Source organism: Streptomyces sp. NPDC007917, from assembly GCF_042959105.1.
Taxonomy (GTDB): domain Bacteria; phylum Actinomycetota; class Actinomycetes; order Streptomycetales; family Streptomycetaceae; genus Streptomyces.
This window is the reverse complement of record NZ_JBIBKK010000022.1, coordinates 96,584-111,015: the sequence shown is the minus strand read 5'-3', so window position 1 is coordinate 111,015 and position 14,432 is coordinate 96,584. Positions and strand designations below refer to the sequence as shown.

Annotated in this window: 13 protein-coding genes and 1 riboswitch; of the genes, 5 read left to right on the top strand and 8 right to left on the bottom strand. The window is 73.2% G+C overall.

Going from position 1 to position 14,432, the window contains the following annotated elements; translation table 11 throughout:
- Positions 1-23: 23 nt before the first annotated feature.
- The 4 genes from ACFZDL_RS33940 to ACFZDL_RS33925 all read right to left on the bottom strand — a co-directional run bounded on the left by ACFZDL_RS33940 (position 24) and on the right by ACFZDL_RS33925 (position 4,818).
- The gene (locus tag ACFZDL_RS33940; protein WP_353591454.1) at positions 24-653 is read right to left on the bottom strand and encodes a riboflavin synthase; all 630 of its coding nucleotides are present in this window, start codon (positions 651-653) and stop codon (positions 24-26) included.
- Complete coding sequence (gene ribD / locus ACFZDL_RS33935) at positions 654-1,763, bottom strand: bifunctional diaminohydroxyphosphoribosylaminopyrimidine deaminase/5-amino-6-(5-phosphoribosylamino)uracil reductase RibD (protein WP_353591455.1); 1,110 nt, start codon at positions 1,761-1,763, stop codon at positions 654-656.
- Positions 1,764-1,908: 145 nt separating this feature from the next.
- Positions 1,909-2,039: riboswitch (FMN riboswitch) on the bottom strand.
- Between the two features lie 81 nt (positions 2,040-2,120).
- Complete coding sequence (locus tag ACFZDL_RS33930) at positions 2,121-3,428, bottom strand: alginate lyase family protein (protein WP_353591456.1); 1,308 nt, start codon at positions 3,426-3,428, stop codon at positions 2,121-2,123.
- A 184-nt stretch (positions 3,429-3,612) separates the two neighbouring features.
- A complete protein-coding gene (locus ACFZDL_RS33925; protein WP_353591457.1) occupies positions 3,613-4,818 on the bottom strand; it encodes an ROK family transcriptional regulator in 1,206 nt (401 codons plus the stop codon).
- Between the two features lie 117 nt (positions 4,819-4,935).
- Between ACFZDL_RS33925 and ACFZDL_RS33920 the strand changes: the two genes are divergently transcribed.
- The 3 genes from ACFZDL_RS33920 (at position 4,936) to ACFZDL_RS33910 (ending at position 8,493) form a co-directional block, all read left to right on the top strand.
- Positions 4,936-6,159, top strand: coding sequence for an MFS transporter (locus ACFZDL_RS33920; RefSeq protein ID WP_353591458.1), 1,224 nt, complete (start codon positions 4,936-4,938; stop codon positions 6,157-6,159).
- Between the two features lie 76 nt (positions 6,160-6,235).
- Complete coding sequence (locus tag ACFZDL_RS33915) at positions 6,236-6,955, top strand: winged helix-turn-helix domain-containing protein (protein WP_353591459.1); 720 nt, start codon at positions 6,236-6,238, stop codon at positions 6,953-6,955.
- Positions 6,956-7,089: 134 nt separating this feature from the next.
- The gene (locus ACFZDL_RS33910; protein ID WP_353591460.1) at positions 7,090-8,493 is read left to right on the top strand and encodes a solute carrier family 23 protein; all 1,404 of its coding nucleotides are present in this window, start codon (positions 7,090-7,092) and stop codon (positions 8,491-8,493) included.
- Between the two features lie 23 nt (positions 8,494-8,516).
- On the opposite strand, the gene ACFZDL_RS33905 is transcribed toward ACFZDL_RS33910, so the two are convergent.
- Complete coding sequence (locus tag ACFZDL_RS33905) at positions 8,517-9,362, bottom strand: helix-turn-helix transcriptional regulator (protein WP_353591461.1); 846 nt, start codon at positions 9,360-9,362, stop codon at positions 8,517-8,519.
- A gap of 130 nt (positions 9,363-9,492) precedes the next feature.
- Here ACFZDL_RS33905 and ACFZDL_RS33900 point away from each other — a divergent pair, with 130 nt between their 5' ends.
- Both ACFZDL_RS33900 and ACFZDL_RS33895 read left to right on the top strand, forming a co-directional pair.
- Positions 9,493-10,356, top strand: coding sequence for an NAD(P)-dependent oxidoreductase (locus tag ACFZDL_RS33900; protein WP_353591462.1), 864 nt, complete (start codon positions 9,493-9,495; stop codon positions 10,354-10,356).
- A 138-nt stretch (positions 10,357-10,494) separates the two neighbouring features.
- Positions 10,495-11,244: a DUF5995 family protein gene (locus ACFZDL_RS33895; protein WP_353591463.1), complete on the top strand. Its 750-nt coding sequence runs from the start codon at positions 10,495-10,497 to the stop codon at positions 11,242-11,244.
- Here ACFZDL_RS33895 and ACFZDL_RS33890 read toward each other — a convergent pair.
- From ACFZDL_RS33890 to ACFZDL_RS33880, 3 genes are all read right to left on the bottom strand, one after another.
- On the bottom strand, positions 11,205-12,920 hold the full coding sequence (locus ACFZDL_RS33890; RefSeq protein ID WP_353591465.1) for an NAD(P)/FAD-dependent oxidoreductase: 1,716 nt from the start codon (positions 12,918-12,920) through the stop codon (positions 11,205-11,207). The genes ACFZDL_RS33895 and ACFZDL_RS33890 overlap by 40 nt on opposite strands.
- A gap of 76 nt (positions 12,921-12,996) precedes the next feature.
- A complete protein-coding gene (locus tag ACFZDL_RS33885; protein ID WP_353591466.1) occupies positions 12,997-13,803 on the bottom strand; it encodes a carbon-nitrogen hydrolase family protein in 807 nt (268 codons plus the stop codon).
- A 171-nt stretch (positions 13,804-13,974) separates the two neighbouring features.
- Positions 13,975-14,430 carry an Lrp/AsnC family transcriptional regulator gene (locus ACFZDL_RS33880; RefSeq protein ID WP_353591467.1) on the bottom strand — a complete coding sequence of 152 codons (456 nt, stop codon included), beginning with the start codon at positions 14,428-14,430 and terminating at the stop codon, positions 13,975-13,977.
- Positions 14,431-14,432: the final 2 nt, after the last annotated feature.

The window sequence follows — 14,432 nt, the reverse complement described above, 5'->3', positions numbered from 1 at the left end:
CTGGACGTCGCCGGCCGGGGCGGTCATGCGACGGCCTCCCCGCCCGGGGCGGCCGGGGCGCCGGCGCCCTTGCCCAGCAGCCGCTCGACGTACTTGGCGAGCACGTCCACTTCGAGGTTGACCGGGTCGCCGGCCTGCTTGACGCCCAGGGTGGTCAGGGCGAGGGTCGTCGGGATGAGGCTGACGGTGAAGTAGTCGGGGCCCGCGTCGACGACGGTCAGGCTGATGCCGTCGACCGTGATGGAGCCCTTCTCGACGACATAGCGGCTCAGGTCGGCGGGGAGCGAGATCTTGACGATCTCCCAGTGCTCGGAGAGCTTGCGCTCGACGATGGTGCCGGTGCCGTCGACGTGACCCTGCACCAGGTGGCCGCCCAGGCGCCCGCCGAGCGCCATCGGGCGCTCCAGGTTGACGCGGGAGCCGACGGCGAGGGTGCCGAGGCTGGAGCGGTCCAGGGTCTCGGCCATGACGTCGGCGGAGAACCGGCCGTCCTCGAGGTCGACGACGGTGAGGCAGACGCCGTTGACGGCGATCGAGTCGCCGTGCTTGGCGCCTTCGGTGACGACGGGGCCGCTGACCAGGAAGCGGGACGCGTCGCCGAGGTTCTCGACGGCGACGATCTCGCCCAGTTCTTCGACGATTCCGGTGAACACTCAGCTCTCCTCGGGTGCGACGGGGACGGTGGGGGCCGGCACGGCGGTGACGCGCAGATCGGGGCCGAGCCTGATGACGTCGGTCAGCTCCAGGCGCAGCGCCTGGGTGATGGTGGTGATTTGGGCGTCGGCGAGGGCGGGGGTGCCGGCGCCGAGCAGTGCGGGGGCGAGATAGCCGACGACCTTGTCGACGGCGCGGGCGGCGAGGAAGGCCCCGGCGAGCGTGGGGCCGCCCTCCAGCAGGACCGAGCGGATCCCTCGCGCGTGGAGCTCGCCGAGCAGCGCGGGGATGTCCAGGCCGGGCCCGGAGGCGGCGCGGGGCAGCCGTACGGTCTCGGCGCCCGCCAGCCGTACGGCGGGGGCGTCTTCGGCGACGGCGACCAGGGTGGGCGCGGCGGAGTCCAGGACCCGGGCGTCCGGGGCGATGGTGGCCTTGGTGTCGAGGACGACGCGCAGCGGCTGCCGGGCGCCGTCCTGGCCGCGCACGGCGAGGTGCGGGTCATCGGCGCGCAGGGTGCCGGAGCCGACCACGACGGCGTCCGACTCGGCGCGCAGCCGGTGCACATCGGCGCGGGACTCGGGGGAGGTGATCCAGCGGCTGGTGCCGTCGGCGGCGGCGCTGCGCCCGTCCAGGGTCGCGGCGTACTTCCACAGCACGAAGGGGCGGCCGCGCCGCATCGACGTCAGCCACGCCTCGTTGACCGCGGCGGCTTCCTCGGCGAGCAGTCCGCTCTCGACGGCGGTCCCGGCGGCGGCCAGGGTGGCGGCCCCGCCGGCGGCCTTGGCGTTGGGGTCGGCGACCGCGTAGACGACGCGGGCGATCCCGGCGTCCAGCAGCGCCTGGGCGCAGGGGCCGGTGCGGCCGGTGTGGTTGCAGGGTTCGAGGGTGACGACGGCGGTGCCGCCGCGGGCCCGCTCTCCGGCCGCGCGCAGGGCGTGGACCTCGGCGTGCGGCCCGCCGGCCCGCTGGTGCCAGCCCTCGCCGGCGGTGCGGCCGTCGGCGTCGAGGATGACGCAACCGACCACGGGGTTGGGGCTGGTGTGGCCGAGGCCCCGGGCGGCGAGCGCTATGGCACGGCGCATCGCTTCGGCTTCGGCGGTGGTGGCCACCGGGTCCTCCTGCCTCTTCGGGCACGGACTCCGGGGCTGTCGAGATGACAGAAGCGGAAAGACGGCACCGGGGAACGCCTAGCCGGGATACGGTCCGTCGCGAAAGACGGGCCGCCGAGCGCGGCGCACCGGTGCACTACTCCCGCCGCGCACTGCCTCCCATCCGGACTTTCACCGTCGGTCCAGGAATTTCACCTGGTCAACCGGCCGCTGGCAGCGGACGGGTCGCGGACTGTAACCGCCGGTTCGGATTTTCACCGACCCCGGAGTGCGCTGACGTCACTGGTACGGCCCCAGTGTGCCATGGGACCTCGGCACAGCTGGAGCCGCGGGAGTGTGGCCTGCCTCACCCGTCCGTCAACCCGTGGTGGCGATGCTGTCAAGTTGCTCGACGGCCGGCCGCAGCGCCCACAGGTCGCCGCCGGGCGGCGCCTGGAGCGCGGGGAGCGCGGCCCTGGCCCTGCGGTCGCCCGCGTCGGCCGCCGCGTGCACGATGTCGCTGGCCGCGTAGGCGCGGAAGTCCAGCTCCGGGTACGGCCAGGGCTTGGCCCCGGTGGCCGCGGGGAGCAGCACGTCGACGGCCTTGAAGAGGTTCGCCCCGTTCGGCCCCGTGTAGTGCCACAGGTCCACGCCGACGTGGTCGCCGACGGCCGCGAGGCGGCTGAAGGCGACGAGGTTGAAGGTGGAGTAGTGGAAGCTGCGGGTGCGGGACAGCTCGCCGGGCTGGGTGCCGTCCGCCGCGATCTGGGCGTCCACGCGCTTGGTCCGGGCCTCGCGGACGACCTGGCGGGCGAGGTCCCGGTCGCCGACGGCGGTGGCGATGGCGGCGACCTGCATGTCGTAGAAGGTGCCGTGGTTGTTCTCGGCGGCGCCCTCCTCCTTGCCGAAGTCGCTGTTCACCAGCCAGTCCAGGAACTGCTCGTTCCAGGTGCGGAAGCCGGCGTGGTCGCCGCGGGTCCAGCCGGGGGCGCCGGTGTCGAGGATGGCGGCGGCGTCCAGCAGGCTGGTGAAGCCCTGGGAGAAGTCGATGATGCCGATCGAGCGGCCGTCGTACTTGCAGGGGATGAACTGGGCGTGTTTCAGGCTGGGGTTCATCCGGGTCGCGGGGTCGACGAACCAGGTGCGCAGGATCTCGGCGGCGTGCTCGGCGTAGCCGCGCTTGCCGGTGTAGTACCAGGCCAGGGAGAGCTCATAGGCGGACTCGAAGACCTTGCCCACCTCGGGACGGTCCATCATCTTGTCCACATCGGGGTTCCGTTGGCCATCCTTCTGAACATAGGGGCAGCCGTACGGATTGTCCTCGGTCTTCGGCTGGGTGGGCCACCAGTACGGGGCCTGGCTGAAGTAGTCGTGTTTGTCGCCGCTGGGCGGCACCTGGTCCTTGTCGGTGACCGTCCACGGGCCCTGGTCCATCCACTGGTCGGCCCGGTCGGTCAGATCGCGTACGGTCCGCTTCAGCCGCGCGTCGCCCAACTGCAGCTTCACCTTGGTCACGGCCAGCCGTGGGCCGTCGAGCACCACGGTCTTTGGCACCGGGGCCGGGTGACGGGCGGGCTCGGCGCCATGGGCCGAGGGGGCGGCGGGGAGGGCGAGGACGGCGAGGAGCGCGGACAGGGCGACGGCGGCGCGGGCGATCGGGCCGCGTGCCGGAGAGGTTGCACCCATCGAGGACCCCAATCAGCTATCTGAACAAAATTCAGGAGCACGATCGTGGCTCAGGCTATGCGGAGGCCATGCTCACGACAAGAGACCGCACACAACTCCGCAGCGGTGAGAGCGGCGGCGAGAAGGGCAGGAGAACGCGGGAGACGGGGCGAGGGGGGCGGTGCGGCATCCGGCCGCGGGGCCGCTAAGGGGCGCCGAACAGCTGGTTCTGGGCGGCGTCCATGGCGGTCAGGACCGCGCCGCGCAGCACCCCGCCGCCGCCCACCACCCCGGCCCGCACCTGGGTGCGCAGCGGCGACATGCGCCGTATCCGGTCCGCGACGCGGCCCGCCAGGGCGGTGCCCCCGGCCCGCCCCACCTCTCCGCCGAGCACCACACATCCCGGGTCGAGCACCGCGCACACCGCGGCCGCCCCCACCGCGATCCGGCCCGCGAGCGCGTCCAGGAACGGCTCGCCCCGCTCCCCCTCGTCCACCGCGGCCCGTACGACCGCCTCGGCCGCGGGCGCGTCGTCCGCCGCGTCGGCCGGCAGCCCCAGCTCGCGGGCGAGTTCACAGACCGCGGGGCTGCTCGCGAGCGAGTGGAAGCCGCCGTCGCAGCCGGTCGCGGACGGCAGCCCGGACGTCCCCGGCACCGGCATGAAGCCGATCTCCCCCGTCCCTCCGGAGGCTCCGCGTCTGAGCACCCGGTCGAGGACCACGGCCGCACCGACGCCGTGGCCCAGCCACAGCAGCACGAAGGTGTCCCGGTCGCGGACCACGCCGAGCCGCTGCTCGGCGACGGCGGCCAGATTGACCTCGTTCTCCAGCAGCACCGGCGCCCCGAGACCGGCGTGCAGGGCGGCGCTCAGCTCACGGTGCCAGCGGGGCAGGGCGTCGGTGGCGGCGAGCTCGCCGGTCGACGGGTCGACGAGCCCCGGGGCGCCGATGCCGATGTGGTGCAGCCGCTCGGCCCCGGCCTCCCGGGCGGTGCGCCGCACCAGGTCCACCGTGGCCTCGGCGGCCCGCGCGGGCTCGGCGTCGGCGGCGACCGGCAGCGACGCCTCGGCGCGGGGGTTGCCCAGCAGATCGGCCACGCACACCGCGACGCTCCGCGCGCGGACGTCCACGCCCGCCACATGCGCGCTGTCGGCGACGATGCCGTACACCCGGGCGTTGGGCCCCCGGCGCTCGGCGCCCGCCTCCCCCACCACCGCGATCAGCCCGGCGTCCCGCAGCCGCTCCACCAGGTCCGCGATGGTGGGCCGGGACAGCCCGGTCAGCGCCTTGAGCTGGCCGGCGGTCAGCGGCCCCTCGTCCTTGAGGAGGTGCAGGGCGAGGCGGTCGTTGATGGCCCGCGCCGTACTCGGGGAGGCGGTACGGCCCGCCAGGGGCGCGCGCGTCGACGTCATGGCGGGATCCTTTCAGAGGTACCACTCATAGGGACCCTATCTATCAGGGACCCTTCCTGATAGTTTCCGTGGTCGAAATCGCGCGTCTCGGGGTCTCAGGGAGGGTGGGCAGCAGGTATGGACAGCGATACGGACGCGAAAGCTCTTCGTCGGGCGCGGATGGCCGTGGCGGCCGTGTTCGCCGTCCACGGCGCGGTCACCGGCAACTTCGCCACCCGCGTCCCGTGGATCCAGGATCATGTGGACCTCGGCGCGGGCCTGCTCGGCCTCGCGCTGGTCTTCCCCGCGCTCGGGGCCTCCGTCGCGATGCCCCTGGCCGGGCGGATCAGCCACCGCTTCGGCGCCCGCGCCGCCCTGCGCGGACTGATCGCGCTGTGGTGTCTGTCGCTGGTGCTGCCCCCGCTCGCGCCCGGCCTGGTCTGGCTGTGCGCCGCGCTGTTCGTCTACGGCGCCTCCGCCGGGATGGCCGACGTCGCCATGAACGCCCTCGGCGTGGAGATCGAGACGCGTCTGGGCCGCTCCATCATGTCCGGGCTGCACGGCATGTGGAGCGTCGGAGCGCTCCTCGGCTCGGCGGCGGGCACGCTCGCCGCCCACGCCGACGCGGACGCCCGGCTGCACCTCGGTCTCGCCGCCGCCGCGCTCACCGCGATCGGCGCGGTCGCCTGCCACTGGGTGCTCGACCTGCGCAGCGCCCCCGAGGAGCACCCGCCGCCCCGCTTCGCCCTGCCGCCCCGCTCCGCGCTGATCATCGGGGCGGTCGGCTTCTGCGCGGTGTTCGCCGAGGGCGCGAGCCTGGACTGGTCGGCGGTCTATCTGCGGGACGTCCTGGACTCCTCCCCCGCCCTCGCCGCCGCCTGCACCACGGCCTTCTCCTGCACCATGGCCGCGGCCCGGCTCGTCGGCGACGCGGTGGTGGGCCGCTTCGGCGCGGTGCGGACCGTACGCACGGGCGGCGTCCTGTCCACGGCCGGCGGCGTGCTGGTCGTGACCGCAAGTGGTCCCGCCCTCGCCATCGCCGGATTCGGCCTGCTGGGCCTGGGCGTCGCGGTGGTCGTCCCGCTGGCCTTCGCGGCGGCGGGGCGCAGCGGGCCGAACCCCAGCCAGGCGATCGCGGGCGTCGCCACGATCACCTACACCTCGGGTCTGATCGCCCCGGCCGCGATGGGCTCGATCGCCGACGCGACCTCGCTGACGGCCTCGTTCGGCGTGGTGGCGGTGCTGGCGCTGGGGCTGGTGGCCGGGGCGGGCGTGCTGCGGAACGCATCGTCCGGGCACGCGGGCGCTGCGGCACCCGACGGCCACGCGGACTCCGCGGCGTCGAGCACCACGCCGCGCTGACGGGGCGCGGCACGCCGCCCGCGGGCGGGCGGTCGTTTCGGCCGGGGCCGAAGTTTGGAGGGCCCATGATGGGCGTATGTCCCAGCCCCATTCCCGCGGTCCGCAGCTCGCCCGGTTCGCCGCGCTGCTCGCCGACGAGACCCGCGCGTCGTTCTGTCTGGCGCTGCTCGACGGGCGGGCCTGGACCGCCGGGGAGCTGGCGCGCTTCGCCAAGGTGGCCCCGTCGACCGCGAGCGAGCATCTGAGCCGGCTCGTCGAGGGCGGCCTGCTGGCGCAGGAGCGGCAGGGCAGGCACCGCTACGTACGGCTGGCGGGGCCGCAGATCGCCCAGCTGATCGAGGACCTGTCCGGCCATGTCGCCCCGCCGCCCGCGCCCCGGACGCTGCGCGCCGCCAGCGCCGGTGAGGCCATGGCGCGGGCCCGCACCTGCTACGACCACCTCGCCGGGCGGCTCGGCACGGCGATCACCGACGCGATGCTGGAGCGGGGGCTGCTGCAGGGCGCGACGGGCTTCTCGCTGACCGACGCCGGTCTGGTCTGGTTCGGGGATCTGGGCGTCGATCTGTCGAGCGCGCCGCGCGGCCGGCGGCCGATGGCCCGCAGCTGTCTGGACTGGACCGAGCGCAGACCACATCTGGCGGGCGTGGCGGGGGCCGCGCTGTGCCGGCATGCGCTGGAGGCGGGGTGGTGTGTGCGGATCGGCAGCCAGCGGGCGCTGCGGGTCAGCGAGGAGGGGCGGCGGGCGCTGCACGAGCTGCTCGGGGTGCGGACCGCTGATCTTCAGCTGGACCACTGATCTTCAGGGGGACCGCTGATCTTCAGCTGGACCACTGATCTTCAGGGGGACCGCTGATCTTTAGGGGGATGAAACACACTTTCGACCCACTAACATTGCTGCGATCCCCCTGAGCAATGAAGTGGAGCACAACCATGGGCCTCGGCGTGCGCTGGACCCTGCACGGCGACGGGCGCACGCCCGCCCCCGGAGCCGTCGTCAAGCCGGATGAGCGGCTGTCCTGGCCCAGGACGGCGGGTCTTGGCGCTCAGCACGTCGTGGCGATGTTCGGGGCGAGCTTCGTGGCCCCAGTGCTCATGGGCCTCGACCCCAATCTCGCGATCATGATGTCCGGGGTCGCGACCATCCTGTTCCTGCTGGCGACCCGCGGGCGGGTGCCCAGCTATCTGGGCTGCAGCCTCTCCTTCGTCGGCGTGGCGGCCGTGATCAGGGCGCAGGGCGGGGGCAGCGCCGCCGTCACCGGCGCGATTCTGGTGGTCGGCGGGGTGCTGTTCCTCAGCGGCCTTGCGGTCCGTACGTTCGGCGCGCGCATCATCCACGCGGCGATGCCGCCGGTGGTCACGGGCGCGGTGGTGATGCTGATCGGCTTCAACCTCGCTCCGGTGACGGCGAACACCTATTGGCCCGCCGACCAGTGGACCGCGCTGCTGACCATGCTCTTCACCGGCCTCGCCGTGGTCTGTCTGCGCGGCTTCTGGTCGCGTGTAGCGATCTTCCTGGGCCTGGTCTTCGGCTATGTGATCTCCTGGATCTTCGACCGCGTCTTCGGCAAGATCCACTCGCTGGACGGCAGTGGACGGGTCACCGACCACTGGCGGCTCGATCTGTCCGGGGTGTCCAAGGCGGACTGGATCGGGCTGCCCTCCGTCCACGCGCCCAGCTTCCAGTGGTCGGCCATCCTGGTCGCCCTGCCGGTCGTCATCGCGCTGATCGCCGAGAACGCCGGGCATGTGAAGGCGGTCAGCGAGATGACCGGCGACCCGCTCGACGACACCCTCGGCACCGCCATCGCGGCGGACGGCGCGGCCTCCATGCTCTCCACGGCGGTCGGCGGCCCGGCCACCACCACGTACTCCGAGAACATCGGCGTCATGGCGGCCTCCCGCGTCTACTCCACCGCCGCCTACTGGGCCGCGGCCTGCTTCGCGCTCCTCTTCGGGCTGTGCCCCAAGTTCGGGGCGGTCGTCGCGGCGATACCCGGCGGTGTGCTGGGCGGGATCACCGTCATCCTGTACGGCATGATCGGGCTGCTCGGCGCCCAGATCTGGGTGCACAACAAGGTGGATCTGCGCAATCCGCTCAATCTGGTGCCGGTCGCGGCCGGTGTGGTCATCGGCGTCGGCGGGGTCGGCCTCAAGGTCAGCGACAACTTCGAGCTCAGCGGGATCGCGCTGGGCACGCTCGTCGTGCTCAGCGGTTACCACCTGCTGCGCGCGCTGGCCCCGGCCCATATGAAGCGGGAGGAACCGCTGCTGGACGCGGGCACCAGCGCGTACGACGACGAGCCGACGGCGGCCGAGACCACCACCAAGGCCTGAGGGCCCGAGGAGGGCGCGCGGCGCTAGTCGCGCGCCGCGAGGTCCTGGAGGCCCACCACCCGCAGCAGCTCAAGACGCTCATACGACTCGGTACCCGGGCGGGCCGAGTGGACGATGAGCCGCTGGGCGTGCTCGGAGCTCAGCAGCACCTCGCAGTCCAGCTCCAGCAGCCCCACCACCGGGTGCAGGAAACGCTTGACCGCCGAGCGCCGCACCGCGACCTCATGCGCCTCCCACAGCGCGGCGAATTCCTCGCTGGCCGCCCGCAGCTCGGCGACGAGCGCCGCCGGTGCGGGGTCGTCGGGGCGGGCGGCCAGCACGGCTCGCAGATTCGCGACATGGTTCCGCGCGTGCTCCTCCTGGTCCTCGGGCGGGCAGAGCCGGCGCGTGTCCGGATCGGTGAAGTAGCGGCGGATGACGTTGCGCTGCCCCGGCGGCCGGGCGCTGATGTCGCCGGACAGGGCGGCGGCCATCGCGTTCTGCGCCAGCACCTCGCCCCAGTCGTTGATCACCATCGCCGGGGTGTCGTACAGCCGGTCCAGGACCAGCAGCAGACCGGGCCGCACATGCCCGGAGGACGACCGGTCGCGCGGCGGCTCCTCCCCCACCAGATGGAAGAGGTGGTCGCGCTCGTCGTCGGTGAGCCGCAGCGCCCGGGCCAGCGCGGTCAGCATCTGCCGGGACGGGCGCGGGCCGCGGGCCTGCTCCAGCCGGGTGTAGTAGTCGGTGGACATACCGGTCAGCTGGGCCACCTCCTCGCGGCGCAGCCCGGGGGTGCGGCGGCGCGCGCCCGGGCCGAGCCCGACGTCGGCGGGTGAGAGCCGGGTGCGGCAGCGGCGCAGGAAGTCGGCGAGTTGAGTGCGGTCCACGCCTCAAGGATCGCCGGTCCCCGGCTCCTCAACCAGGGTCTGCCAATCCCTGGATCGGCGGTGCTCTCCCGGTCGGCTCTGGACTCCCGCAGGGTCGTGGTCGACGAACACCGATGAGAGGAGTCAGGACATGCTGACGTTGGTGACCGGGGTGACCGGCCAGGTGGGACGGCGGTTCACGCCACGGCTGCTGCAGTGGCGCGCGCCCGGCGACGAGGTGCGGGTGCTGGTGCGCGACGAGGCGAAGGGCGCGCCCTTCGCCGCGCTCGGCGCGCAGGTGGCGGTCGGCGATGTGCGTGAGGAGCAGGACGTGCGCAAGGCGCTGGCCGGGGTGGACGCGGTGGTCAATGTGGCGGCGGCGTTCCGGGGGGTGCCGGACGAGGAGGCGTGGGCGGTCAACCGCGACGCGGCCCTCGGGCTCGCCCGCGCCGCGCTGGAGGCGGGCGCCCCGCGCTTCGTCCAGGTCAGCACCAATCTGGTCTATGGCCTCGGGCGCGGTCGGCCGCTGGTGGAGGAGGACGAGACGGTGCCGGGCGGGGAGATGTGGGGCGCGTACCCCGCCTCCAAGGCCGAGGCCGAGCAGGGGCTGCTCGAGCTGCACCGCGAGCACGGTCTGGACCTCCGGATCGGCAGTCTGCCCTTCGTGTACGGGGAGGGCGACCCGCATCTGGCGGACTCGCTGCGGTGGGCGGCGCGGTGGGCGGGCCACCAGCGGCTGCAGATGGTGCATCACGCGGATGTGGCGCGGGGGCTGCTGCGGCTGCTGACCGTGCCGGGGGTGGCCGGGCGGAAGTACAACATCGTCGATGACGCGCCCGTCACGGCGGTGGATCTGCACCGGGTCAACGGCGTGCCGCTGCCCGAGGGCATGGCGGACCGCACCGACCCCGACCCCTGGTTCGGGGTGTGCTCCAACGCCCGGCTCCGCGCCGAGCTGGGCTGGCGGCCCCTGTACCCGACGCTGTGGACGGCCCTCGACGCGGGGGCGCTGTGAGGGGGGCACGGTGGTGACGAGACGGCGGTGACGGGGGCACGGCATACGAGACGGCGGTGACGGGGCTCGTTAGCCCGTTCCGGGGAAGCAGCGGCGTACCGCCGGACGGGCCGCGGCCGGGCTGCGACGCTTGCGTCCATGACGACGTCGGCCGAGCGGCGCGCGCCGCGGACCGTGGAGGGTGTCGTGGCGCGGATGCGCGCGCTCGGCGCCGCGCTGCCGCCCCGGGACGGGGTGGCGGTCTTCAACCGGGTGTATCTGGCGGTCACCGAGGAGGTCGGCCGCCGGCTCACGGACGGTTACTTCCAGGATCCCGCCGCCACCCAGGACCTGGATGTGCGCTTCGCCGCCCGCTATCTGACCGCGGTCGAGGCGGTGACGGCCGGGCGCCGGCCGCCCGCCTGCTGGCGGCCGCTGTTCCAGCTGCGCCGCCATCCCGGCGTCCGTCCGCTGCAGTTCGCGCTGGCCGGGATCAACGCGCACATCGGCCATGACCTGGCCCTCGCGCTCGTGGAGACCTGCCGGGAACGGAAGGTGGAACCGGAGGAGCTGGAGGGCGACTTCGACCGGGTCGGCACCCTGCTCACCGGTCTTGAGGAGCGGATCCGCGAGGACCTGATGCCCGGCCCCGATCTGCTGGACGTCGCCGATCCGCTCACCCATGTGGTGGGGGCGTGGAGCCTGGACAAGGCGCGGGGCGCCGCGTGGGCGGCGTTCCGCGCCCTGTGGGGGCTGCGCGGACTGCCGGAGCTGGCCGAGGAGTTCGTCGAGCGCGTCGACGAGAGCGTGGGGCTGGTGGGGCGTTTTCTGCTCACCCCGCTGCCCGGCGCCACCGCAGACGCACCGGCTCAGTCCTCGGGGAGTTCGACGGGCGCGATCTCGTCGTAGACATCGCCCGGGCCCGGGTTCTTCGGGTCCGTCCGCCCGCCGAAGTGGGTCATCACGCCCCACACCGCGTTGAGCGCGGTCTGTACGGCACCCTCGGCCCACCCCGCGGTCCAGGAGATGTCGTCGCCCGCGAGGAAGACGCCGCGCCGGTCGGCCGGGAGGCGGTCCTGCATGAAGTGGGTGAACAGACGGCGCTGGTAGCGGTAGTGGCCGGGGAGGTTGGCCTTGAACGCGCCCATGAAGTACGGCTCGTTCTCCCAGGAGACGGTGACCGGGCTGCCGATGATGTGCTTGCGGATGTCGACCTTCGGATAGATCTCCGACAGCGACTTGAGCATGACCTCCATGCGCTCGTTCGCGGACAGCGGCAGCCACTTGAGGCTGTCGTCGCACCAGGTGTACGAGAGGCAGATGACGGCCGGCCGGTCCGGCCCGTCGTCCAGCAGATAAGTGCCCCGGGTCATGCGGTCGGTGAGCGTCATGCTCATCACGTCCCGCCCGGTGACCTCGTCCTTGTCCAGCCAGAAGGGGCGGTCCACCGGCACGAACAGCTTGCTGGACTCCATGTAGTGGGTGCGCTCCATCGCCGTCCAGTGGTCGATGGGGAAGAGCGAGTCATCGCAGTCGATCTTCGAGAGCAGCATCCAGGACTGCGCGGTGAAGACCACCGCCTTGTAGGAGCGGATGTCGCCCGCCGCGTCGGTGACGACGACGCGGTCCCCCGCCGCGCGGTGCAGCCGGGTGACGGCCGGGCGCGGCCGGCCGCCGTGCAGGGAGGCCAGCGAGGTGCCCGGCGCCCAGTGCACGAGCTTGCGCGGCTCGCGCTCCCACAGCCGCAGCGGCAGCTGCTGGCTGCCGCCCACGATGCCGCGGTGGTCGTCGTCCGCGCCGGTGTAGACGACGCGCAGGATCTCCAGGATGGAGTTCGGGAAGTCGGTGTCCCAGCCGCCGGTGCCGAAACCGACCTGACCGAAGATCTCCCGGTGCCGGAAGGAGGCGAAGGCCGGGGAGTCGCAGAGATAGCCGTAGAAGGTCTGGTTGTCGAGGAGCGCGACCAGGCGGGACCAGATCTCCCGGATCCGCGGGACGTCGCGCTCGCGGATGGCGCGCTGCATGGCGGAGAAGTCGGCGCCCTCCTCCAGGCAGGCGTTCCAGGCGTCCATCACCTGGTGGTAGACCTCGGGCAGGTCCTCCAGCGTGCGCGCGTAATGCGACTCGCCCTTCAGGTCGACGACGGTCGAGGGGGTGGCGGGCGCGAGGGGGTTGGGGAAGGGCCGGGTCTCAAGGCCCACCAGGTCGATGTAGTGCTGGAGGGCGGTGGAGCCGGGCGGGAAGCGCATCGCGCCCATCTCGGCGGTCAGCGACGGGTCACAGCCCTCGAAGCCGACGGTGCGCAGCCGCCCGCCGATCCGGTCGGCTTCGTAGACGACCGGCTTCAGGCCCATCTTCATCAGCTCGTACGCGGTGACGATGCCGGACAGCCCGCCGCCGATCACCGCGACCTCGGTGCCGTGCTCGGTCGCGGGGATCTGGCCGAGGCCCGCGGGGTGGGCGAGGTAGTCGTCGTAGGCGTAGGGGAAGTCCGGGCCGAACATGGTCAGCGGCGGATCGGGCTGCCGGTCGTCCTGCTGGTCGTCCTGCTGGGCGTGGACGGCGGTGGGCACCATGGACGTCATCGGGTACGGACTCCTTGCGGGGGTGAGCGAGGGCGCGCGCGGGGCGGCGGTGTGCGGAGGGCGCGAAGGGGCGGGGTCAGGTCAGGGGCGTGTACAGCTCGGGCCTGCGGTCGCCCAGATACGGGTTCGCGGTGCGCGAGGCGGCGAGCAGCCCCGGGTCCACCTCGCCGAAGGCCAGCTCCTCGCCGCGCCCGGCGCGGGCCTTGACCGTGCCGTCGGGCCCGGCCAGGCAGCTGAGACCGATGAAATCGAAGTCACCCTCGGGCCCGGTGCGGTTGACGTACGCGATGTACAGCTGGCTCTCGAACGCCCGGACCGGGACGAGGGCTTCGGCCACGAACTGGAAGGGGTGCATCTGGGCGGTGGGCACCAGCAGCAGATCGGTCCCGGCCAGGGCGTGGGCCCGGACGTTCTCGGGGAACTCCACGTCGTAGCAGATCATGATGCCCAGGCGTACGCCGCCGAGCTCGGCCTGGACGACGGGGGTGTCGCCGGGGGTGAACCACGCGCGCTCGAAGTCGCCGAAGAGGTGGGTCTTGCGGTAGTTCGCGAGCTCCGCGCCGTCGGGGCCGACCAGTCGCGCGGAGTTGAAGACCGCGTCCCCCGCGCCGCCCGCGCGCTCCGGGTAGCCGTAGAGGACGGCCAGCCCGTGGGCGGCGGCGATACGGGCCACCGCCCGGCCGCCCGGCCCGTCGGCCGGCTCGGCCAGCCGCCGCACGCCGTCGCCGATCGCGTATCCGGTGAGGAACAGCTCCGGGGCGATCAGCAGCCCGGCCCCGGCCGCCGCGGCGCGCCCGGCCGCCTCGTCGAGGACCTTGAGGTTATGGGCGGTCTCGCCGGGGTGTCCTGAGCTCTGGAGCAGGGCGGTGCGCAGCGCGGGCATGGGCGAACCTCGGGAGGGAGGGGGAGCTGGGAGGGAAGGAGCCACGTAACGGCACAAAGACGGTACGTCGGCCCGAGATCGGCGGACAAGGCGCGACCGTTGCGCACCGGGCGTCGATTCATGACGTCTTCCGGGCCCACCGCGGCGATTCGTTGCGCCGCCCCCCTCCGGCTACGCCGGAGCCCCCGAGCCGAAGCGGCGCAGGAGGGGCGAGAGGACCAGGACGGACTTGGTGCGCTCGACGAAGGGCTCGCCCGCGATCCGCTCCAGGACGCGTTCGAAGTGCCGCATGTCGGAGGCGAAGACCTGGACGATGGCGTCCGCGTCGCCGGTGACGGTCGACGCGGAGACCACCTCGGGGTAGCGGGTCAGCCCCCGGTGGATGTCCTCGGGCGAGGTGTTGCGGCGGCAGTAGAGCTCGATGAAGCCCTCGGTCTCCCAGCCGAGGGCGGCCGGGTCGACCCGTACGGTGAAGCCGGTGATCGCCCCCTCGGCCCGCAGCCGGTCCACCCGTCGCTTGACGGCGGGGGCGGAGAGGCCGACCTCCTCCCCTATGTCGGCGTAGCTGCGGCGGGCGTCCTCGGCGAGGGCGTGGACGATGCGTTCGTCCAGATCGTTCAGTCGCACTG

What these genes read in the sequence shown, in the direction of transcription:
- ACFZDL_RS33930 (WP_353591456.1), bottom strand. Translation starts at nt 3,428, where the DNA reads ATGGGTGCAACCTCTCCGGCACGCGGCCCGATCGCCCGCGCCGCCGTC.
- ACFZDL_RS33925 (WP_353591457.1), bottom strand. Translation starts at nt 4,818, where the DNA reads ATGACGTCGACGCGCGCGCCCCTGGCGGGCCGTACCGCCTCCCCGAGT.
- ACFZDL_RS33920 (WP_353591458.1), top strand. Translation starts at nt 4,936, where the DNA reads ATGGACAGCGATACGGACGCGAAAGCTCTTCGTCGGGCGCGGATGGCC.
- ACFZDL_RS33915 (WP_353591459.1), top strand. Translation starts at nt 6,236, where the DNA reads ATGTCCCAGCCCCATTCCCGCGGTCCGCAGCTCGCCCGGTTCGCCGCG.
- ACFZDL_RS33910 (WP_353591460.1), top strand. Translation starts at nt 7,090, where the DNA reads ATGGGCCTCGGCGTGCGCTGGACCCTGCACGGCGACGGGCGCACGCCC.
- ACFZDL_RS33900 (WP_353591462.1), top strand. Translation starts at nt 9,493, where the DNA reads ATGCTGACGTTGGTGACCGGGGTGACCGGCCAGGTGGGACGGCGGTTC.
- ACFZDL_RS33895 (WP_353591463.1), top strand. Translation starts at nt 10,495, where the DNA reads ATGACGACGTCGGCCGAGCGGCGCGCGCCGCGGACCGTGGAGGGTGTC.
- ACFZDL_RS33890 (WP_353591465.1), bottom strand. Translation starts at nt 12,920, where the DNA reads ATGACGTCCATGGTGCCCACCGCCGTCCACGCCCAGCAGGACGACCAG.
- ACFZDL_RS33885 (WP_353591466.1), bottom strand. Translation starts at nt 13,803, where the DNA reads ATGCCCGCGCTGCGCACCGCCCTGCTCCAGAGCTCAGGACACCCCGGC.